Origin of the sequence: Paenibacillus sp. FSL R10-2734 (assembly GCF_037963865.1) — a bacterium.
GTDB lineage: Bacteria > Bacillota > Bacilli > Paenibacillales > Paenibacillaceae > Paenibacillus_AQ.
Genome location: NZ_CP150170.1, coordinates 1,972,284 through 1,992,765, shown reverse-complemented (window position 1 = coordinate 1,992,765; position 20,482 = coordinate 1,972,284). Strand labels below are relative to the sequence as shown.

At 45.8% G+C, this 20,482-nt stretch carries 15 protein-coding genes and 1 tRNA gene; 2 read left to right on the top strand and 14 right to left on the bottom strand.

Going from position 1 to position 20,482, the window contains the following annotated elements:
* Window positions 1-279 precede the first annotated feature (279 nt).
* The 7 genes from lonB to NSS67_RS08730 all read right to left on the bottom strand — a co-directional run bounded on the left by lonB (window position 280) and on the right by NSS67_RS08730 (window position 9,660).
* A complete protein-coding gene (gene lonB, locus NSS67_RS08760) occupies window positions 280-1,989 on the bottom strand; it encodes an ATP-dependent protease LonB (protein ID WP_339319191.1) in 1,710 nt (569 codons plus the stop codon).
* Window positions 1,990-3,210: 1,221 nt separating this feature from the next.
* Entirely contained in the window at window positions 3,211-3,882 is a 672-nt protein-coding gene (locus tag NSS67_RS08755) for a BlaI/MecI/CopY family transcriptional regulator (protein ID WP_339319190.1), read from the bottom strand.
* A 129-nt stretch (window positions 3,883-4,011) separates the two neighbouring features.
* The gene (ispG, locus tag NSS67_RS08750; RefSeq protein WP_339319189.1) at window positions 4,012-5,139 is read right to left on the bottom strand and encodes a flavodoxin-dependent (E)-4-hydroxy-3-methylbut-2-enyl-diphosphate synthase; all 1,128 of its coding nucleotides are present in this window, start codon (window positions 5,137-5,139) and stop codon (window positions 4,012-4,014) included.
* Window positions 5,140-5,248: 109 nt separating this feature from the next.
* A complete protein-coding gene (gene clpX / locus NSS67_RS08745) occupies window positions 5,249-6,505 on the bottom strand; it encodes an ATP-dependent protease ATP-binding subunit ClpX (protein ID WP_042130648.1) in 1,257 nt (418 codons plus the stop codon).
* Window positions 6,506-6,517: 12 nt separating this feature from the next.
* Window positions 6,518-7,108 (bottom strand): ATP-dependent Clp endopeptidase proteolytic subunit ClpP, encoded by a 591-nt coding sequence (clpP, locus tag NSS67_RS08740; RefSeq protein WP_076129430.1) that lies wholly within the window; start codon window positions 7,106-7,108, stop codon window positions 6,518-6,520.
* Between the two features lie 285 nt (window positions 7,109-7,393).
* Window positions 7,394-8,716 carry a trigger factor gene (gene tig / locus NSS67_RS08735; RefSeq protein ID WP_339319188.1) on the bottom strand — a complete coding sequence of 441 codons (1,323 nt, stop codon included), beginning with the start codon at window positions 8,714-8,716 and terminating at the stop codon, window positions 7,394-7,396.
* 98 nt (window positions 8,717-8,814) lie between these two features.
* Window positions 8,815-9,660 carry a hypothetical protein gene (locus tag NSS67_RS08730; RefSeq protein ID WP_339320545.1) on the bottom strand — a complete coding sequence of 282 codons (846 nt, stop codon included), beginning with the start codon at window positions 9,658-9,660 and terminating at the stop codon, window positions 8,815-8,817.
* Window positions 9,661-9,940: 280 nt separating this feature from the next.
* On the opposite strand from NSS67_RS08730, the gene NSS67_RS08725 reads away from it, so the two are divergent.
* Window positions 9,941-10,014, top strand: a tRNA-Arg gene (locus NSS67_RS08725).
* 1,269 nt (window positions 10,015-11,283) lie between these two features.
* Here the strand turns inward: NSS67_RS08725 and pstA are convergent.
* The 6 genes from pstA to uxuA all read right to left on the bottom strand — a co-directional run bounded on the left by pstA (window position 11,284) and on the right by uxuA (window position 18,469).
* The gene (gene pstA / locus NSS67_RS08720) at window positions 11,284-12,159 is read right to left on the bottom strand and encodes a phosphate ABC transporter permease PstA (protein WP_339319187.1); all 876 of its coding nucleotides are present in this window, start codon (window positions 12,157-12,159) and stop codon (window positions 11,284-11,286) included.
* On the bottom strand, window positions 12,156-13,103 hold the full coding sequence (gene pstC, locus NSS67_RS08715) for a phosphate ABC transporter permease subunit PstC (protein ID WP_339319186.1): 948 nt from the start codon (window positions 13,101-13,103) through the stop codon (window positions 12,156-12,158). The genes pstA and pstC overlap by 4 nt, the downstream gene beginning before the upstream one ends.
* 82 nt (window positions 13,104-13,185) lie before the next feature.
* Window positions 13,186-14,046: a phosphate ABC transporter substrate-binding protein gene (locus NSS67_RS08710; RefSeq protein ID WP_339319185.1), complete on the bottom strand. Its 861-nt coding sequence runs from the start codon at window positions 14,044-14,046 to the stop codon at window positions 13,186-13,188.
* A gap of 43 nt (window positions 14,047-14,089) precedes the next feature.
* Window positions 14,090-15,526: a stalk domain-containing protein gene (locus NSS67_RS08705; protein WP_339319184.1), complete on the bottom strand. Its 1,437-nt coding sequence runs from the start codon at window positions 15,524-15,526 to the stop codon at window positions 14,090-14,092.
* 243 nt (window positions 15,527-15,769) lie between these two features.
* Window positions 15,770-17,392 (bottom strand): mannitol dehydrogenase family protein, encoded by a 1,623-nt coding sequence (locus NSS67_RS08700; RefSeq protein WP_339319183.1) that lies wholly within the window; start codon window positions 17,390-17,392, stop codon window positions 15,770-15,772.
* Complete coding sequence (gene uxuA, locus NSS67_RS08695; protein WP_339319182.1) at window positions 17,393-18,469, bottom strand: mannonate dehydratase; 1,077 nt, start codon at window positions 18,467-18,469, stop codon at window positions 17,393-17,395.
* Window positions 18,470-18,691: 222 nt separating this feature from the next.
* Between uxuA and NSS67_RS08690 the strand changes: the two genes are divergently transcribed.
* On the top strand, window positions 18,692-19,345 hold the full coding sequence (locus tag NSS67_RS08690) for a GntR family transcriptional regulator (RefSeq protein ID WP_339319181.1): 654 nt from the start codon (window positions 18,692-18,694) through the stop codon (window positions 19,343-19,345).
* 60 nt (window positions 19,346-19,405) lie between these two features.
* Here NSS67_RS08690 and NSS67_RS08685 read toward each other — a convergent pair whose 3' ends face one another.
* A complete protein-coding gene (locus tag NSS67_RS08685) occupies window positions 19,406-20,461 on the bottom strand; it encodes an NAD(P)-dependent alcohol dehydrogenase (RefSeq protein ID WP_339319180.1) in 1,056 nt (351 codons plus the stop codon).
* Between the last annotated feature and the right edge of the window lie 21 nt (window positions 20,462-20,482).

Here is a 20,482-nt window from a genome sequence, read left to right as displayed (position 1 = left end):
GCTTTCGCACCTCCCATGGCTCTCAATTAATCTCATATGAATTCATTCTAACAAAAGCAGCCCCAAAACACCAACAAAGTACTTGCAATTTAAGAAGAAACAACCTTATTATCCTTAAAAGGCGACAACGCCTCTCGTAGAAATTTAAGGATTATGTAAAGAGTGAATCAATATTTTAAAAAAGGAAGCAGCAGATACGCCTGCAGCTCCCTTTTTTTCACAACGGTAAATCCCGGTTTACACTTTAAAATTTGTGTTCAGCCTCATTCATATCTAAGCTCAGCCCTTTGCAGACTCGCTAGCAGCGTCGGCCTTCAGGAGTGAAGGAGCTGCTGAGAATAGCTCTCCAGCTACTGCAGGAAGCCTTACATCTGCTGTATCGGCACCAAACAGATGACGGAATACTTCTTCCACCGTTTCCATAGGAATGACGCGTAGTGGGGCGAGGTCAGCGAATAGTGACTGCCAGTTTTCTTTTGGAATAAGCACTGTAGTAGCTCCAGCTTGAAAAGCAGCCTCCACCTTCGCAATTACACCACCAACAGGCTTCACACGCCCATGTATGCCTATCTCACCTGTGATCGCTACTGTATTATCCACGGGAAGTCCTCGAATGGCGGACACGATAGCAACTGCCATCGCTACCCCTGCCGAAGGTCCATCAATAGGTGTGCCACCCGGAAAATTCACATGCAGATCATAACGGTCCGGCTCCAGATTCATGGTGCGAAGTACGGTCAATACGTTCTCAACCGAGCCCTTGGCCATGCTCTTTCTCCGAATTGTCCGGGAGCCTCCACCGATTTCTTCCTCATCTACCACTCCGGTTACGTTCAATCTACCCTGACCGTTCTGCGCAGGCGCTGCGGATACTTCGATCTCCAGCAAGGTACCCATTCCCGGTCCATACACTGCAAGTCCGTTAACTAATCCAATCTGCGGTGCCGAAGGAATCTTGCGCTCTGTACGGAGCGGAAGCTGGCTACTTCCTGCTACCCACTCCACATCAGCAGCAATTAGCGCATCTCTCTGCTCGGTTAGCGCTAATCCAGCAGCAAGCTGAATCATATTAACTGCCTCCCGGCCATTTGTTGCATATTGCTGCACAACAGTGACTGCATCCGGGCTTGGCTTCAGTCCGATCTTCTGTATCGCGTCACGCGCGATGACGGCGATCTCATCTGGCAGAAGCGGACGGAAATAAATCTCCATACAGCGCGAACGCAGCGCAGGAGAGATCTCATCCGGGGAGCGTGTAGTAGCGCCAACTAACCGGAAATCAGCAGGCAAACCATTTTGAAAAATATCATGAATATAAGCCGGAGTATTATTGTCCTCCGAATTATAATATGCGCTCTCTAACAGTACCTTTCGATCCTCCAGCACCTTAAGCAGCTTATTCATTTGAATGGGGTGAAGCTCTCCTATCTCATCCAGAAAAAGAATCCCGCCATGCGCCTTCGTCACAGCTCCAGGCTTCGGCTGCGGCACACCTGCCACGCCCATGGCTCCAGCGCCCTGATAGATAGGATCATGCACCGAACCGATTAACGGGTCGGCAATGCCGCGCTCATCGAAACGAGCGGTGGTGGCATCGATCTCTGTGAATTTTGCGTCGCTTTTAAAAGGGGATAGCACATTTCGCTTCGCCTCTTCCATGACTACACGCGCTGCGGCAGTTTTGCCTACTCCTGGCGGACCATAAATAATCACATGCTGCGGATTAGCGCTGCATAGTGCGGCCTTCAGGGCGCGCAGCCCGTCTTTTTGTCCGACAATATCTCCGATAGAAGCCGGCCTAGTTTTCTCCGACAATGGTTTGGTCAGTGAAATCATTCGCATTTTCCGTAGTTTATCCAGTTCCTTGCGCGACTCTCGTTCTACCGCCGTCTTGTTTGTCTTCTGACCCCGCAGCAGATTCCAAAAGTATACGCCGATAACCAGCGCGAAAAAGAGCTGCACGATCATCACAACTATACTTAATTCCATAGGTCATCCTCCTGTTTCGTTCAGTCTACCTTTCCACCTTTGGCTACTATTAGGTAGTATAGCCGTTTCGGTAATTAGTAAACGCACAATTGAGGATTTGTTGAATTGAGTCATCGATCAAACAAGCTTAAGCTGGTTCCCGTGCTCGCCGAGCTGATCAAGCTGTCCAAGCTCGCCAACGCCCCAAAGCACGCCAAGTAGCTGATAATTAGGGAAATCCCCCCTGATTATATGCTGTTTACGAACTCCAAACTAACAATTGCGGAAAACCTCCCTGATTATATGCTGATTGCGCTATAAACAGGGGAAATCGCCCATTAATTAGGGAGGTTTTCCTTAAAAAGCTCGATTTGGAGCAATTTTAGGGTTATTTCAGGGAGATTTTCCCTAATTACTTATTGCTGCAGCATACCGTGCTACATCGGCGCTCTCAACACACTTTCTCCGCACTCCATACCTCATACCATAATGTGTTCCATACCATCTCCTAACCTGCTCCTTCCGCGCTTTATAACACACTTCTCCCGCACTCCATACCTCACTTCATAATTTGTTCCATACCATCTCCTAACCTGCTCCTTCCGCGCTCTCAACACACTTTACCCGCACTCCGTACCTCACTTCATAATTTGTTCCATACCATCTCCTAACCTGCTCCTTCCGCGCTTTATAACACACTTCACCCGCACTCCGTACCTCATTCCATAATTTGTTCCATACCATCTCCTAACCTGCTCCTTCCGCGCTTTATAACACACTTCACCCGCACTCCATACCTCACTTCATATTGCTCCCCACGCTGCTGATAATTAGGGAAATTCTCCCTGATTATGCGTTGTTTACGAACTCCAAACTAACAATTGCGGAAAACCTCCCTGATTATTTGCTGAATACGCTATAAACAGGGGAAATTGCCTATTAATTAGGGAGGTTTTCCCTAATAAGCTCGATTTGGAGCAATTTTAGGGTTATTTCAGGGAGGTTTTCCCTAATTACTTTAATTGCTCTAGCCCACGCTAACACAGCGCACCTTCTTGCTTACTCTCCATACCACGTTACTTATCACGCACTTCACCACACTCCTTATCACATCCCTATATCACGTTCCAAACCAAGCACCTTACCAAGCTCCTATCTCACTCCTTACCACCTTTTCAGCACATTCCTTACCGCGCTCCATACCGATTTCTTACCGATTCCCTTACCTCACCACTTATCAGCTCAATCCCAGTAATAAAGAACATCACGTGCCAGCTTATACTCAACATTTTTGATCCCAATCCCCCTTCGCACAGCAGTCAGCCAGCCCTTCTCACACAATTTCGTCAGCATCACACGTACCGTTTTGGGGTCCAAATTAAAATAATCTGCTACATCTTTAGGACGGACTGTTCCCGCTTGGCGAACCACTAAACGCATGATTTCCTTCTCGGCAAGTTGTAGTCTACCATGCGGTGCACTTACAATCTGGTAGCGACTTAAAGCCAATCGTAGCAACGTGATACATAATTCGGGTCGCTGTTCCACATCATCATAGGCAAATGAAATGACTTGGTAGCCCATTCCATACAGAAACGTCTCACGGTTTAGCTCATTACAATACTTCAGCCTATCCATGTCTCTTACATGTGCAGCATATCCTTTAATCTCGAACAAAAGCTTGATAGGCCCCGGCAAAAAAGCATAATCCGCGAAATAAGACCGTCCGCGCCAATCCAGCACCTCATACTCCGGATGTAGATCATTGAAATCCCCACGAAGCGGCCACCATACATTCTGCAAAAACAATTCTTCGGCATGGCGATGACCTCTCTCCAGCCTCCCCCGCCTCTCACCTGTCCTGCTTGCTAAATGCTGCTCAATAAATGCTTCATGGGCTTGTTCATAGTTCATTCGATGTTCCCCCTTAATCATTAATTTCACACAAAAAAAACGCCCCGTTTCCACCGCCGGATATACCGGGGCGTAACAGGGCGTTCTTCGCCACATATTATTAACGAATCATAAATTCTAAAATACCAGTTACTTCGATTGCACCGGAGGCGCAAGGTTAGCGTGTGCGCGGCCTGGAATTTCACCAGTCTCCTCGAACGCCACTACAATCGCATCGATTTCCTTCTTCAGCTCGTTCACCAGCTCCGCTTCAGGCACTTTACGGATCATTTGGCCGTAACGGAACAACAAACCTTCCCCACGGGCACCAGCGATACCAATATCCGCTTCACGTGCCTCACCAGGACCGTTAACGGCGCAGCCGAGCACGGATACTTTAATAGGCACCTTAAGCTTCGAAATGTATTCTTCCACCTCGTTAGCAATGGAGAAAAGATCGATATCGAGTCGCCCACAGGTCGGACAGGAGATTAGCGTAGCCGCATTAGAGATCAGCCCAAAGGTCTTAAGCAGCTCACGAGCCACCTTAACTTCTTCCACTGGATCAGCGCTAAGCGAAATACGCAGAGTGCTACCGATGCCCATAGAGAGCAGTGCACCGATACCTGCGGAGCTCTTTACTGTACCGGCAAACAATGTGCCGGATTCTGTAATTCCCAAGTGCAGCGGATAAGGAATGACTTCCGCGGCCTGACGGTAAGCTTCGATGGCCATAGGCACATCGGATGCTTTTAGCGATACGATAATATCGTGGAAATCCAGCTCTTCCAGAATACCAATATGGTATAGCGCACTTTCTACCATAGCTTCTGGAGTCGGGTATCCGTATTTCTCCAAGAGATGATTCTCCAATGAACCGGCGTTTACACCAATTCGAATTGGGATTCCTTTTTCTTTACACGCTTTTACTACCGCTTCTACCTTCTCCCGACGACCGATATTCCCCGGATTAATCCGTACTTTATCGATGCCATTCTCAATTGCCATCAGCGCTAGCTTATAGTTAAAATGAATATCCGCTACGAGTGGGATATGAATCTGCTTCTTGATCTCCTTGATCGCGGCGGCTGCTTCTTCATTGTTGACAGTTACGCGTACCAGTTGGCAGCCTGCTTCCTCAAGCCGTAATATTTCAGCAACAGTAGCTTCCACATCAGCGGTTTTGGTTGTACACATGCTTTGAATCGCAACCTCGTTGTTTCCCCCAATAATGAGCCCGCCAACGTTGACAGGACGGGTTTGGTGTCTCAAGAACATGATTTTTCTCCCCCATAACGCCAAAGCTCCACCCCTTCGCTCCCGCTAGTGAAGCGGGATAAGCGGAAGAAAGGTGGAGACAGTGACATGTATTGTTAAGGTAAGCGACTTACGCGCTTTCCTCTTTCTTCTTGTCTTTCTTGAGGTTCAATTCAGGCAAAGCCTTCTCTTGAACGACCTGCTCCGTGATCACACAATCTTTAATATCATCGCGTGAAGGAACTTCATACATCACATCAAGCATGATGCTCTCAATAATCGCGCGCAGTCCACGGGCTCCCGTATTGCGTTTGATCGCTTCCTTGGCAATTGCTTCAAGTGCCAACGGTTCGAACTTCAGCGCTACGTTATCCATTTCCAGCAGCTTGATATATTGTTTGGTAAGAGCATTCTTAGGCTCAGAAAGGATACGCACAAGCGTATTCTCATCAAGCGGCTCCAAAGTCGAGATGACCGGTAGACGGCCTACAAATTCAGGGATTAGTCCGAATTTGAGCAAGTCTTCAGGCAATACCATCGACAAATATTCGCCAGGCTTGAGATCCTTTTGTCCTTCAACAGCTGCGTTGAAGCCAATGACTTTTTTACCAATACGGCGTTTAATCATTTGCTCCAGACCGTCAAAGGCACCGCCCACGATGAACAAGATGTTCGTCGTGTCGATTTGAATAAACTCTTGATGCGGATGCTTACGTCCACCTTGTGGAGGTACAGAAGCAACTGTTCCTTCCAAAATCTTCAGAAGCGCCTGCTGGACACCTTCACCGGATACGTCACGAGTAATGGACGGGTTCTCGGATTTACGTGCCACTTTATCAATCTCATCAATATAGATAATGCCGCGTTCGGCTTTCTCCACATCATAATCTGCCGCTTGAATCAGCTTAAGCAGAATGTTCTCAACATCCTCGCCAACATAACCAGCTTCCGTTAGGGAAGTAGCATCTGCAATAGCAAAAGGAACATTGATAATCTTCGCCATAGTCTGTGCGAGCAAAGTTTTACCCGAACCTGTTGGACCGAGCAAAAGAATATTACTCTTCGTCAGTTCAACATCTTCGATCTTACTTTGGCTGTTCACACGTTTATAGTGATTGTAAACCGCAACAGACAGCGATTTCTTCGCTTGCTCTTGACCGATTACATATTGATCCAAAATATCGCGGATTTCCTTTGGTTTTGGAATATCCTTCAGATCAAGCTCTTCCTCATGACCGAGCTCTTCTTCCACGATTTCCGTGCAAAGCTCGATACATTCGTCACATATATAAACGCCCGGTCCTGCTACAAGCTTCCGAACCTGCTCTTGTGATTTGCCGCAAAAAGAACATTTCAATTGCCCTTTTTCATCATTAAATTTAAACATCTAACCACCCCTTTAAGATTTCATCGGTGAAGAAAGAACCTGGTCAATAAGCCCATATTCCTTGGCTTCTTCCGCGCTCATGAAGTTATCGCGGTCTGTGTCCCGTTCGATTTTTTCAAGGGGCTGACCTGTGCGATCTACATAAATTTGATTCAACTTCTGTCTCGTCTTGAGGATCCAGTCGGTATGAATCCAAATGTCGGACGCTTGACCCTGAACACCACCGAGCGGTTGATGAATCATAACTTCGCTGTTAGTCAGCGCATATCTTTTGCCCGGAGCCCCAGCTGTTAGAAGGAGCGATCCCATGCTTGCAGCCATTCCTACACAAATGGTTGAAACATCCGGTTTGATATATTGCATCGTATCGTATATACCCATACCGGCTGTTACTGAACCACCGGGTGAGTTGAGGTACAAGTGAATGTCCTTCTCGGGATCATCTGCTGCAAGGAACAGCAGTTGAGCAATAACTAGATTGGCGACATCATCGTCAATCGCACTGCTTAAGAAAATAATGCGATCCTTGAGCAATCTGGAATAGATATCGTATGAACGTTCTCCACGACTTGTTGATTCCACAACCATTGGTACCAGACTCATGCCACCAACCTCTTTTCTCTTTACAGATTAGTCTTATCGTTTCAAAAATATTTTAACACGTTCACGGCGCGATGTCATTTTTTCACTACAGCAGACTTGTCCACTGCTTGTCAATTATGATTGTCACGCCACTTTCCTTATGCCATACGTTCATTCGGATACCTATGTAATGACATATATCTGTGGCCGAGGATAAAAATAAGGCACGTAACGAAACTTACGTGCCTTATCATATCTGTATGGAGGCCGACTTGCTTGGCCGTTCTAGGTAGTTGTTAAAAAATCTTACTCAGCTTTAGCGTCTTCAGCAGCTGGTGCTTCTACTTCTACACTATTGCTAACAAGGAAATCAATGGTTTTGCGCAAAGAAAGTTCTTCGCTCAAGCTGCCCAGTGAACCGTTAGCTGCCAAGATGCTTCGGATTTCTTCAGGAGTACGTTTGTAAGCTTCAGCCATAGTAGCCAACTCTTCGTTAACTTCTTCTTCGGAAACTTCAATGTTCTCTTGTTTAGCGATAACTTCCAGTACCAGGTTGTTGCGAACGCGTTTTTCAGCATCGCCTTTCATTTGGTTCTGCAAGTCTTCACGAGTTTGACCGGAGAAGCTAAGGAACATATCCATGTTCATACCTTGTTGACGAAGACGAGTGTCAAAGTCACGAACCATGTTCTCAACTTCGCTGTTGATCATAGCTTCAGGGATCTCAACTTCAGCGTTTTCTGCTGCTTTATCAACAACTGCGTTTTCGCGAAGGCCTTTCAGTTCATCCTGTTTACGGGATTCGAGCTGAGCTTTCAGATCTGCTTTGTACTCTTCCAAAGTTTCGAATTCACTTACATCTTTAGCGAACTCATCATCGAGTGCAGGAAGTTGTTTGCGTTTGATTTCGTGCAGCTTCACTTTGAATACTGCCTTCTTACCCGCAAGGTTCTCTGCATGGTATTCATCAGGGAAAGTAACTTCTACATCTTTGAAATCTCCAGTAGCCATTCCAACTACTTGCTCTTCAAATCCAGGAATGAAGGAGTTGCTACCAAGCTCAAGGGAATGACGCTCAGCTTTTCCGCCTTCGAACGGTACATCATCAACATATCCGTCAAAATCGATCACAGCGATGTCGCCGTTAGCTGCTGCTTCTTCTTCAACTACTACGAGTTCAGCATGACGCTCTTGCAGACGAGCAAGCTCAGCGCTCAGCTCTTCTTCAGTCACTTCAGCTTTTTGTACTGGAACTTCCAGACCTTTGTAATCGCCAAGCTTAACTTCAGGTTTAACCGTGATCTTCGCTTTGAAGATAAAGGATTGACCTTTAGCAAATTGCTCAATATCAACTTCAGGACGGTCTACAGGGAAGATGTCAGTTTGTTCAACTGCTTCACCGTAAGCTTCAGGAAGAAGAATGTCGATTGCATCTTGGTACAAGCTTTCTACACCAAAACGGGATTCAAAGATCGGGCGTGGCACTTTACCTTTACGGAAGCCTGGTACGTTAGCTTTCTTAACGACTTTATTAAAAGCTTTATCAAGTGCTGCTGCGACGCGTTCTGCGTCAACTTCTACTTCAAGAACTCCAAGGTTCTTCTCTATTTTTTCCCATGTTGCTTTCATATTATACTTTTCCCTCCAAAATATAGGTTCACAAGTTTACTTCAAAAAATGATACAATCCACGCACAGAATAACCATTATATTATATACAACATTACTTTATTTATCAAGTAGAGAAGTCTTTACAAAACCCTTGATCGCACGATAAGCCCCTTCAAATTGAAAGCGCATGCCGTCTGTGATGCTGTACATTCCGCGAGTCTCCTCCTCCTGCCGAGTACCGTTTAAGCTCTCAGACACAAACTGGTGCAGCGCCCCTGCCCATATATCCAGTAGCGCATCTTCCCCATCCAGCAATTTCCGATACTCTTCCGATCCATAAATCGACATGACGAACTGGCCCCAGAGCTCCTGTGCAAAATAATACAGCGTAGGCTCGTGAACCTCCGCCTGCTCGGCTACCCGCTCGAGCACCTGGCTCACCTGAGGTGGAAAATCCTCCGTCTGTAGCGGCACACTTTCAATCTCTACTATTGCTGTTTCATGACCACGAATCAGGTTGACCGTTCCCTGCATCCCACGCCGCCGAAGAGTCTGCAGGGTTCGAAATTGCAGCAGTGGGTGAACATTATCCCCCTGTAGCCAAGCCGTCAGCGCCTCATCAACTCCGCCGCCTTCCAGATAAGAAAGCTGCTCTAGTGCTAGGATTGTCGCCTCTGACAGTGGCTCATTCATTACCCGCTGCAGCAGCTTTTGAGGATACCCCGCATCCTCGGTCATTTTTGATTTGGCCAGGAGGCGGGCCATATCTTCTTCCCTTAAATCTTCGTCTTCGGGGTGAACGGCTCCTTCCGTATCTCCATTCTGGGAGGCATAGGGGAAAGCCGTTTCCAGCCATTCCAGCAGGGACCGCCATTCTTCGTAATTTCGCTCTTCCTGTCCTTGACACTGCAACAAAAAACGAAGCAGTTCCATCGCTTCCCCGTAGCGTTCACTCTCCAGCATCACCGTAAGCTGGATTTGATAATAGTCCAGTGTCTTGGGGAACAGGACGATATTCTCTTTGGTCGCGGGGGAATCTGAATCTTTAATAAGGGCACCTCCTTATAGCTAAGTATGTGAAATTGAATCCTCATCGTCATAAAAGTTATTAATACCTTAAGCTTCATCCGAAACTTAATAATTGTAGATTATAGCATACCCCGTACTCTTTTTAAAAAACAGCTTGAAAAACTTCATCGCATATGATAAGATAAATCCTGCTTGCTTTTCAGCCATCAGTCATGTCCCGGTAGCTCAGCTGGATAGAGCATGCGCCTTCTAAGCGCACGGTCAGGGGTTCGAATCCCTTCCGGGACGTCAGAGTAAACAGCCTTCCTTCGGGGAGGCTGTTTCTGCGTTCAGGGGATGAGAACCACAGTGGTTCGTCGGTGCATATGCATCGAAAGCATATTCTTCGCAGTCAGTCCTTTAGGGCTGCATCCCGCTCTGGACGCGTTAACAGCCTTCCTTCGGGGAGGCTGTTTCTGCGTTCAGGGGATGAGAACCACAGTGGTTCGTCGGAGTATATGCATCGAAAGCATACCCTTCGCAGTCAGCCCTTTAGGGCTGCATCCCGCTCTGGACGCGTTAACAGCCTTCCTTCGGGGAGGCTGTTCTGCGTTCAGGGGATGAGAAGCGCTGGGGCGTCCAAGTAGGAACATCAAAAACATCCGCTTCACAGTCAGCCCGCTCGCGTCACATTAACAGCCTTCCTTTTTGGGAAGGCTGTTTCTCTATTCTGAGCTAATAACGCTCGACCAGAGCGCGACACTGTTGATCTTTAACGCAGTATCTAGAGGCGCTGAGGCGGCTGCGTTACGTTCGGTGCACTTGGTTAGTTGAAGTAACTTAAGCTAGAGCGGACACGTTTGATCTTTAACACAGTATCTAGAGGCGCCGAGGCAGCTTCGTTACGTTCGGCGCATTTGGTTAGTTGAAGTAACTTAAGGCTAAAGCGGTCACGTTTGATCTTCCTCGCAGTATCTAGAGGTGCTGAGGGGGCTGCGTTACGTTCGGTGCACTTGGTTAGTTGAAGTAACTTAAGGCTAAAGCGGTCACGTTTGATCTTCCTCGCAGTGTCTAGAGCTGCTGAGGCGGCTGCGTTACGTTCGGTGCACTTGGTTAGTTGAAGTAACTTAAGGCTAAAGCGGTCACGTTTGATCTTCCTCGCAGTATCTAGAGGTGCTGAGGCGGCTGCGTTTCGTTCGGTGCATTTGGTTAGTTGAAGTAACTTAAGGCTAAAGCGGTCACGTTTGATCTTCCTCGCAGTATCTAGAGGTGCTGAGGCGGCTGCGTTTCGTTCGGTGCATTTGGTTAGTTGAGCGACTAGAAACAATTAGGGAAATACTCCCTAATTGTTTCTCTATAATCGCTAAAATACATACTTTTTAGGGAATCCCTCCCTAATTATTACCTAAAAACCTCTATTCGGGAGCAAATCAGGCATATTTTAGGGAGGATTTCCGCAATTACGCATCCACAGAGCATAAGACACCTATTTTAGGGAGGATTTCCGCAATTACGAATAACCGACGATGGTTTTCCGATGAGATGGGGCCTACGAGTTCCACTCGTAGGCCCCAAGTATTACTTGCGACGATTCCCGAGCCAGAGCGGAAATCGGAATATAAAATTAATAAACAAAACTACAAATACAAGTACCGCTGCTGACTTGTCAGCAATTTGCCGTGCATCTTCTACAATCGCTTCGGATTGTACATACCACAGATGCACTGCCAGGGTTTCACCCGGCGAGAATAAGTTAAAGTCCCACATTTCGCCTGAGGTACTGAGACCAGCGGTAAGGATAATCACCGCAGACTCCCCGAAGGCGCGCCCAGCAACGAGACAAATCCCAGTAACAATTGCAGACATTGCAACGGGTAGTACTACCGTGCGGATCACGTGGAATTTAGTCATCCCAAGCGCATATCCGGCCTCGCGGATTTCCCCAGGAACGGCACGTACCGCCTCTTCTGTCACTCGCGTAAGCATAGGTAGATTCAGTAGCGCCAAGCTGACGCCTCCGCCAAGAATCGTTAGTCCGATATCAAAATATTCCGCAAAAATCGCGAGTCCGAGCATACCGAACACAATTGAAGGAACCGATGACAGAGCTTCTACGCAAATACGTAGTGCACCTGTAAATTTATTATCCGGAGCATATTCAGCCATATAGATTCCCGCCCCCACACCAATGGGAACAGAAATAAACAAGGAGATGAACAAAATATAAAATGAGTTGAATAGCACCGGACCGATCCCACCACCTGCGTCAATCTCTTCAGGCTGTTTAATCAAGAAATCGGGCCGAAGTGCCGGTAGACCTTTACTAAGAATCGTGAAGAGCAGCCAGAAGATCAGCAGCATGACTAAAGCCCCAAGCGTATAAAACCCTATGGTCGCAATTTTATTATTTCTTTGAGCACGCGCTGTATGCTTTGTACTTGCGAATCCGTTCACGCTGCATCCCCCCTTTTTCTACCCAGCACGCGGATGATCAAAATTAATACAAATGATATTACTAGCAGGAGAAATGCCATCATATGTAGCGCATAGTTCCAAGTCGAGTCAAACTCTACATTGGAGATTTGCATAACGATGTTACTTGTCAGCACCGATGCTGGCGTAAATAACGTCTTGGCCAATTGTGGTGTATTACCGATAACCATAACTACAGCCATCGTCTCACCTACAGCACGAGTCATACCCAGAATTACTGCAGAGATAATTCCCCGACTAGCCGCAGGCAATATTACACGCATGATTACTTGTAGACGGGTAGATCCAAGAGCATATGCAGCATCCCGATATTTGCGCGGAACAGAGACAATAGCATCATCACTGATTCGGCAAATTGTTGGCAGTACCATTAATGCGAGCACAAGTGCAGCAGCTAGCAATCCATCGCCCAAGCTCTCACCACTAACTCTGCGCAGGAAAGGAAGTAATACCGTTAAGCCTATATAACCGTAAACAATGGAAGGAATACCAACCAATAAATCTAGCACAGGACGAATAAAAGTTTTCATCCATTTGGGAGCAATCTCCGCACAGAGTACCGCCATCCCTACCGAGATAGGAACTGCAATCAGCAGCGTCAATGCCGTTAGTGAAAGTGTATTTACAATGAAGGCAGCCGCTCCAAAAGAATCCTCTTCCGGCGTCCAGTTAAAGGAAAAGAAAAAGTCCGCGGGTGAGAGATCGCCGAACAGAAGCATCGCCGTTTTGCCGATAAATAGAATTACTAGTCCAAGCACGAAACAAAGCGCGAGAATGCTGAATAAAAAATAAAACTTGAACAATTTGTTGTTAAACAAATGTCTACCATGACGTTTGGAGTTAGCGCTAACCTGCGTTACGCCCTCTTTTCCCCTAGTTGCCAAGCCTTGGACTGGTGCCCCCATACTTTCCCTCCTGTAAGCGGCCACCCCCGTATCAAGATCGGAGCTGGCCGCTGTTACCGTTCAATATGATCTTTAGATGTTATTAGCCTTTCATTGCTGCGATCGGAATGAATTTAAGCTTTTTCAGGGAACCTTGTTGGAACTTCTTGCTTTGTACGTACTCGATAAATTCTTTTGTTGCGCCAGTAGGTTGGCCTTTAGTCATGTAGTAACCATAAGCCCAGATCTTATAAGATCCATTAATTACGTTGTCCGTAGTAGCAGCTACACCGTTATGTTTAACAGCTTTCACGTCGCCACTTACATATACAAGGTCGATATAACCGATAGCGTTAGGAGTTGTTCCTACGGCAGTTTTCATGTCACCGGATGAACCTGTTTCTTTGTAGTTCTTAGCTTTCTTAACGATATCTCCGCCATCCAAAGCTTTAGCTTGATAGTTAACGCGTGTACCGGAACCGAAAGAACGAGTGATAACCACGATATCAGCATCTGCACCGCCTACTTCTTTCCAGTTCGTGATTTTACCTGCGTAAATCCCTTTAAGCTGTTCTGTTGTAAGGTTATCTACACCCACATTTTTGTTCACGATTGTAGCAAAAGGAATGACAGCTACTTTGTTTGCTACTTGGCCGTCAAAAGCTTTGAAGCCTGGTACGTCCATGCTAGCATCCCAGTCGCAAGCACCGATATCAGCGATGCCTTTTTTTACTGCTTGAGGTCCAGTTACAGAACCTTTACCCGATGCTGCGATTTTCACTTTAGGGTGAAGCTTTTGGAATTCTTTTGCCGCTTGAAGCGTCAGTGGAAGAAGTGCGGTCGAACCGTTAACTGTGATCTTTCCTTTGAGTGAATCGGCTGCTGCTGCAACCCCTGCGAAAGATGCGGTTACCGCAATTACGGCAGTTAGAGCCGTTACTGTTAGCTTTTTAAAAATCTTCATTGTATTATTTCTCCTCTCGGCTTTACGCCGTTAAAATTTATTATTATTTCGTCAGTTGCAATGCTTTACCGCCTTGAACCACCCATACACCGCCGTCACTTACGATGGCAAGCTTGCTTCCGTCATTCGAAACAGCTACTTCTGATACGTCTTCAGTGGAGCGGAACAGCTCAGTCTTTGCACCATTATTATCAATGGCATAAACTACAGTGCTTCCGTCTGCCGCTGAACCGGCTACAACCAAACCATTATTAACGCCAGTAGACCAAGTCACTTCAACATCAAGGGCAATGTTAGTGCTTGTTCCGTCTGCTTTTACAACCTTCAATGTGTTAGCTGCATTTCCATCAGCATCTGCGCTAAGATATACGACGCTACCATCAGCTGAAATTTCAGGGTACAGCTTGTTATCCGGTGTAGTTGTCAAGGCAGCTGGTTTAGCATCTTTTGTAGCAAGATCAAGCTTGTAAAGCTGCTCTCCAGCAGAGCTGAAGTCTACAGTAAGAGAATCTTCTGTGCTGTCCGCATCATTTTTAGCAACACCCGTCAAGTTAACGATATAAACGGCGCTCTTTTCATCAGTGGAAATGCGCAATTCGGATTTATTCTCAACCTTATCTGCCAAAACGGATTTAACCACACCAGTGTCTACGGCGATTTGTGCAATCTTCTCTTGCTTGTCTCCTTGGATGAAATAGATCTTCTTACCATCCTTGGACCAAACTAGATCCGTCTTCACACTGTTGTCAGTACCTAGCTTCTTAATAGCACCACTAGACAAGTTAATCAGATTCAGCAAACCAGTCTCATCGTTGAACGCTCCCCACTGTTGATCGGGCGATACCGCAAAATCTACCGCACTGTCATCCGACGAGAATACTTCGTAGTTACCTGGGTCAGTAGTGAATTTGATAAGCTGAGCGGATTCTGCATCGCTTTTGTTCGCAATCAGACTTCCAGCTGCTGTCCAGTGCAAAGTATCAAACGATCCTTCAGGACGAGCAAAGCTTAGAATCGTGCTAGCATCAGCATCCAGCTCTCCACCTAGTGCGTTAACTAACTTAGTAAGCTCTACGTAGGTTTTACCGTTATAAAATACTGGAGCAACTGTGAACGATTCGGAAGTACCATCTACTTGATAGCTCTTTGAGCCTGTTTTGAGTAGAACATTATGTAATCCTTTGCTGTCATTAAGTTCAAACCCGCCTGCTCCCAGCACTAGCTTAGCTCCAATTTCACCAGCTACCTGATTCAGCGAGTAAAGCTTGTAACCACTGCTATTAATGGTGTTAAACACAACCGGCGTACCGTTTACATTCCAAGTAGCTGTACCTTCTTTAACTGCTGTTTTAGCAGCGGACTGATTGGTAGCTACAGCTTTTACATTACTGCCGATGCTAGCTGCAGATACACTCCCAACGCTTACTGTTGCAAGAAGTGCTGAAGCCAACGTTGCGCTAATCCATTTACTGTTTTTCAATTAGATTCACCCTTTTCATATAGGTAACTGCTAATGTCATTTTCGTTTACAATTGTCAACTCTGTTGCAGAGGAATGTTATGGAAATATTAACTATTATTATTTTTTTGAAAAAGTAGGTATTTTAGCGTACTAAAGTACTCTAGCTAGGTAAACCAAATGGACTAGACGCGAAAAAGCCTCATGGGGTATAGCTCTGCGGGGTGCAGTGGCTTTACTCCATGAGGCTTATTAAGAATGAGACCTACAATATCACTTCATTCAAATACTTTTCCAACGTTCTCCGTACAGATCCTGGACCCTTTAGCATTTCATAAAAATATCCTTCAATCTTGCTACCAAGGCCGATTTCATACAACGGTACACCAAAGATCTTCTCATTGTTTAGAATCTCATGAACATTCGAAGCTGAGTCTCCCAAAGTCACGCCTTGCAGATGTTCTTGAAGTGACTCCATTAATGGATCAGGACTGAGCTCAAATGAATTCCCTTCGTCATCCACTCCGATCAAATAGCGGCACCACGCAGCAATCGCTAAGGGAATCGCCGTCAAATCCGCTGGATTAAGATCCTCTCGTTGTACATAGGATTTGATCGTTTCCCCATAGCGAATGCCTACCTTCTGCGACGTATCTGTCGCAATTCGCTGCGGGGTGTCTGGAATAAACGGATTCGCAAATCGCTCTTGTAGCACTTCATCCAAGAATTGCTGTGGACTTAGAATGATCGGATCTACAACTACAGGCAATCCTTCCTTGTAGCCAATCCTCTCAACCAATGTACGCAATGTCTGATCCTGCATCTCATCCGATATCTGAGTATAGCCTAGCAGGCATCCAGTGACCGCTAATGCAGTATGCAATGGGTTGAGACAGGTCGTAACCTTCATCGTTTCCACCCTGTTCACGGTCTCACGATCTGTGAATATGATACCCGCTTCTTCTAATAATGGTCGCCCATTCGTAAACTTATCCTCTATGACCAGATATTCACTGACCTCTGCGTTAACGAAAGGTGCGGTATGGGTGTTTCTCGAGGTTATAAGGATATCCATTCCGCCAATTCCTTGCTCCTGTAAGCCATTTCTAACAACTTCTGACGGGCGGGGTGTGATTTTATCGATCATCGACAATGGGAATGTAATGCGGCTCTCGTCTTCGAGATACGTTACGAAGCCTTCATCCACATGCCCTTTCACAGCCCATGCTTTGGCGATAGTAATCACGCTATTTCTCAGCAAATCCCCGTTATGCGAGCAGTTATCCATACTAACAAATGTCATCGGATACTGACCTTTAAGATATCGTCTATAAGCAAGTGAAGCGACAACACTCATGCTGTGTACAGGCTGCTCAGGTCCTTGTTCTATATCATTCTTCACGATATCAAGATAAATTCCATTAGGATCCGTCAAAGCATAGCCTTTCTCCGTGATGGTGAAGCTAGCCATCTGCAAGCTCGGATTTTCAAATATTTCAATTAGACGGCTGTGATCTTGCGCTCGATTCTTGTTTGCAATAATCGCCTCAGTAATGCTGCTAATGACCTTCTTCGTAAACTCGCCACGTGCATTCATTAGCACAAGAAGTGTTAAATTATCATGCGGCTTATAAATCTTATCGATCAGCTCGTAGTCAAAGGAGGTAGCAGCGATAATCCCTGTATCTGCTTTCCCAAGCTCCAATAACTTCTGTTGAGCATTTGCTACAAATCCACGAAAAATATTACCTGCTCCAAAATGAATCCATTCCGGCTTCACGAACGTGTTCTTCGCCACCTGCTCATAATCAAACTGAGGAAGCTCCACGTCTGCATCCTTCCACGCCTCAGCATTTGATTGAATACTCTCTCTTGTTAAGAGCAGCATTCACTTCACCCCCGTCGTATTCTCCAAGCTGTCCCATACGCCAAGCAAATACATGATCCCCATAGCTCTATCATACAGCCCGTAACCTGGGCGGCAATTCTTCTCTTCTCCCCACAAGTGACGACCATGATCTGGACGCACATACCCCGTAAATCCGTTCTCATGATACGCTTTGACGACCTCTGCCACATCCACACTGCCATCTCGTCCGCGATGAGATACCTCAATAAAATCACCGTTCTCAAAAACCTTAACATTCCGAATATGGGCAAAATGAATCCGATTACAGAATTCCCGAATCATCGCTGGCAGATCGTTCTGTGGATTCGTACCCAGCGACCCTGTACAGAAGGTTAATCCATTATATGGACTATCTACTGCGTCGAGTAATCGGCGGATCGTATCGCGGCTGCGAACAATGCGGGGCAAACCAAAGATCGGCCACGCGGGGTCATCGGGATGAATAGCCATTTTAACGTCTACTTCCTCACAGACAGGTATAATCCGCTTCAGAAAATAGGTCAAATTCTCGAATAGCTTATCTTCCGTTACATCTGCATAAGCGGCGAATAGCTCATCGAGCTTCGCAAGTCGCTCCGGCTCCCAGCCAGGCATCGTAAATTCGCCAGCCCCTTCCAGAATGCGATTGACCATGTCACGTGGGTTCTCATTAATGGCCGCATTTTCATAAAAAAGAGCATTTGAGCCATCTGGTAATTCCTTGTACAGCTCCGTCCGCGTCCAATCAAAGATCGGCATGAAATTGTAACAGATCACTTTAACACCTACCTTGGCTAGCTTCCGGATAGTGTCTATGTAAATGTCGATATATTGATCACGCGTCGGAAGTCCAATTTTGATATCATCATGAACGTTTACGCTTTCCACTACGGCAGTGCTAAACCCTTTGCTCGTAATTTGATTCGCAACCTTTTCAATTTCATCCATTTCCCACACTTCGCCTGCTACCTTATGATGCAGTGACCAGACAATTCCCATTACCCCCGGAATTTGCCGAATATGATCAAGCGTAATGTTGTCATTGCCTTCCCCATACCATCTCCATGTCATGTTCATCTGGATAAAACCTCCTATAATTTAATGTGCAGTGATCTTGTATACAAGATAATATATTCAAATATTAGAATGAAACTACATACGTTGTCAATAATATTAATAAATTTATTTACAACTTGTATACAAGATGTCACAAATATATAATTGAAATAACTTTCTTCTGTCAACATCCCGCATCATGTATACTAATTACAAATTCAATGGCAATGGAGACGTAACCTCATGTCCACCAAAAAAGATATTTTGGACCTATTAAAACACGAAATTCTTAACCTAACGCTAAAGCCTGGAACCATTCTGAGTGAGACGGTATTGTCCGAACGGTTTCAGATATCCAGAACGCCTTTGCGCGATGTACTAAAGCAGCTATCACTCGAGTCCTATATTAATGTGTATCCGAAAAAAGGAAATATTGTTTCATACATTGATTTGGAATCCGTCGAGCAAATCATCTATTTAAGAAGTGTACTGGAAAAAGATATTATCAAAGGTCTATCCGGCAGCCTTCCTCTTAAAGGAATTCTGGAGCTTAAGAAGAACTTAGAAGAACAAAGTAGCGCGATACAAGAGGAGCATGCACTTGACCACTTTCTTACCTTGGATGACACCTTTCATAAGACGCTATTCACATTAGCAGGACATGAATTTTTGTGGAAGCTTATTAAGTTATCCAATGTGCATTATGAAAGGTATCGTCGCTTGCATATGCTAAAGCAAGAAAAGCTGGAGAAAATTTTGAGCGAGCATCACATGATCCTGGATTGCATGACAAACCATGAAGTAGATAAGATTGACGAGTTAGTCCAGCATCATTTGCGTGAAGATATTAACTCCTTATACTTACTAGAGAATTTTGCGGATTATATTAAAACGTAATAACGCGAAGACGCCCCATCCGATCTGATCGAATGGAGCGTCTTTTTTTCATAACGCACATTAAGGCATATTCGGATAAATCATCACTTTAATGCTGGTATCCTTCTCTTTACGTGCTACTTCAAGGGCTTCTTGAGTATCTGTAAGCGCAAAGCGATGTGTAACGATCTTCTCTATCTCTAAAGATGAATGCTGCAACGCTTGGATCGCGGCAGGATAGGTATTCGCGTAACGAAAAACACCATAAGCATCGATTTCGGCATCGATAAATTGTCCCATATCCATCGGAATAACACCATCGGCTGGTAAACCGACAAACACAATTCTCCCTCCACGGCGAACCAACTTGATTGTATCCGCCATCGCTTGTGCGTTACCTGATGACTCCACGACGAGTGTAACTCCAGATCCGCCCGTTAACTCGTTTAGTCGCTGTTCAACACTCTCATTTACTGGATCTAGTGCTGCGGTAAAGCCCATATCCATAGCAAGTTCACGCCGGAAAGGCACAACGTCCGTTCCATAGATTTCAGAAACACCAAATAGCTTTGCTGCTTGTCCTGCAAGCAGTCCGATCGGACCCAAACCTGTTATAAGCACTCGATCGAACGGCTGAACCTTACCACGCATCATCGCATGAAAACCAACCGACAACGGCTCAAGCATCGCACCTTCCTCATAGCTCATGGAATCCGGAAGCTTAAATAGATAATCACTTGGCATAACGATGTATTCCGCCCAAGCCCCATTTACTGGGGGTGTTGCAAGAAATGCAACATCTGGGCACAAATTATATCGTCCTGATTTACAATAGTCGCAATGTCCACAGGTAACTCCTGGCTCAACCGCTACTCGGTCACCTACAGTAATATTGGACACCTTCTTTCCAACCTCAACAACTTCACCAGCCAGCTCATGGCCTAATATGATCGGTTCCTTCACTACATAACGACCGATTCTCCCATGCTCATAGTAATGAACATCCGAACCACATATTCCGATACAATACACCTTGATCAGCGCTTCGTTATCCTTAGGAACGGGAATATCTATTTGTTTCACAGAAATCGATAATTGCTTATCCATAATTGCAGCATTCATCTTGCCTGTTAACATATGCTCGCACCTCATTTATCG

Excerpts from the sequence above, each read along its gene's own strand:
- NSS67_RS08690 (WP_339319181.1), top strand. The coding sequence starts at position 18,692 with ATGTCCACCAAAAAAGATATTTTGGACCTATTAAAACACGAAATTCTT.
- NSS67_RS08685 (WP_339319180.1), bottom strand. The coding sequence starts at position 20,461 with ATGTTAACAGGCAAGATGAATGCTGCAATTATGGATAAGCAATTATCG.
- NSS67_RS08710 (WP_339319185.1), bottom strand. The coding sequence starts at position 14,046 with ATGAAGATTTTTAAAAAGCTAACAGTAACGGCTCTAACTGCCGTAATT.
- NSS67_RS08700 (WP_339319183.1), bottom strand. The coding sequence starts at position 17,392 with ATGCTGCTCTTAACAAGAGAGAGTATTCAATCAAATGCTGAGGCGTGG.
- tig (WP_339319188.1), bottom strand. The coding sequence starts at position 8,716 with ATGAAAGCAACATGGGAAAAAATAGAGAAGAACCTTGGAGTTCTTGAA.
- ispG (WP_339319189.1), bottom strand. The coding sequence starts at position 5,139 with ATGTTCTTGAGACACCAAACCCGTCCTGTCAACGTTGGCGGGCTCATT.
- pstC (WP_339319186.1), bottom strand. The coding sequence starts at position 13,103 with ATGGGGGCACCAGTCCAAGGCTTGGCAACTAGGGGAAAAGAGGGCGTA.
- clpP (WP_076129430.1), bottom strand. The coding sequence starts at position 7,108 with ATGAGTCTGGTACCAATGGTTGTGGAATCAACAAGTCGTGGAGAACGT.
- NSS67_RS08755 (WP_339319190.1), bottom strand. The coding sequence starts at position 3,882 with ATGAACTATGAACAAGCCCATGAAGCATTTATTGAGCAGCATTTAGCA.
- NSS67_RS08730 (WP_339320545.1), bottom strand. The coding sequence starts at position 9,660 with ATGCTGGAGAGTGAACGCTACGGGGAAGCGATGGAACTGCTTCGTTTT.
- lonB (WP_339319191.1), bottom strand. The coding sequence starts at position 1,989 with ATGGAATTAAGTATAGTTGTGATGATCGTGCAGCTCTTTTTCGCGCTG.
- uxuA (WP_339319182.1), bottom strand. The coding sequence starts at position 18,469 with ATGAACATGACATGGAGATGGTATGGGGAAGGCAATGACAACATTACG.
- clpX (WP_042130648.1), bottom strand. The coding sequence starts at position 6,505 with ATGTTTAAATTTAATGATGAAAAAGGGCAATTGAAATGTTCTTTTTGC.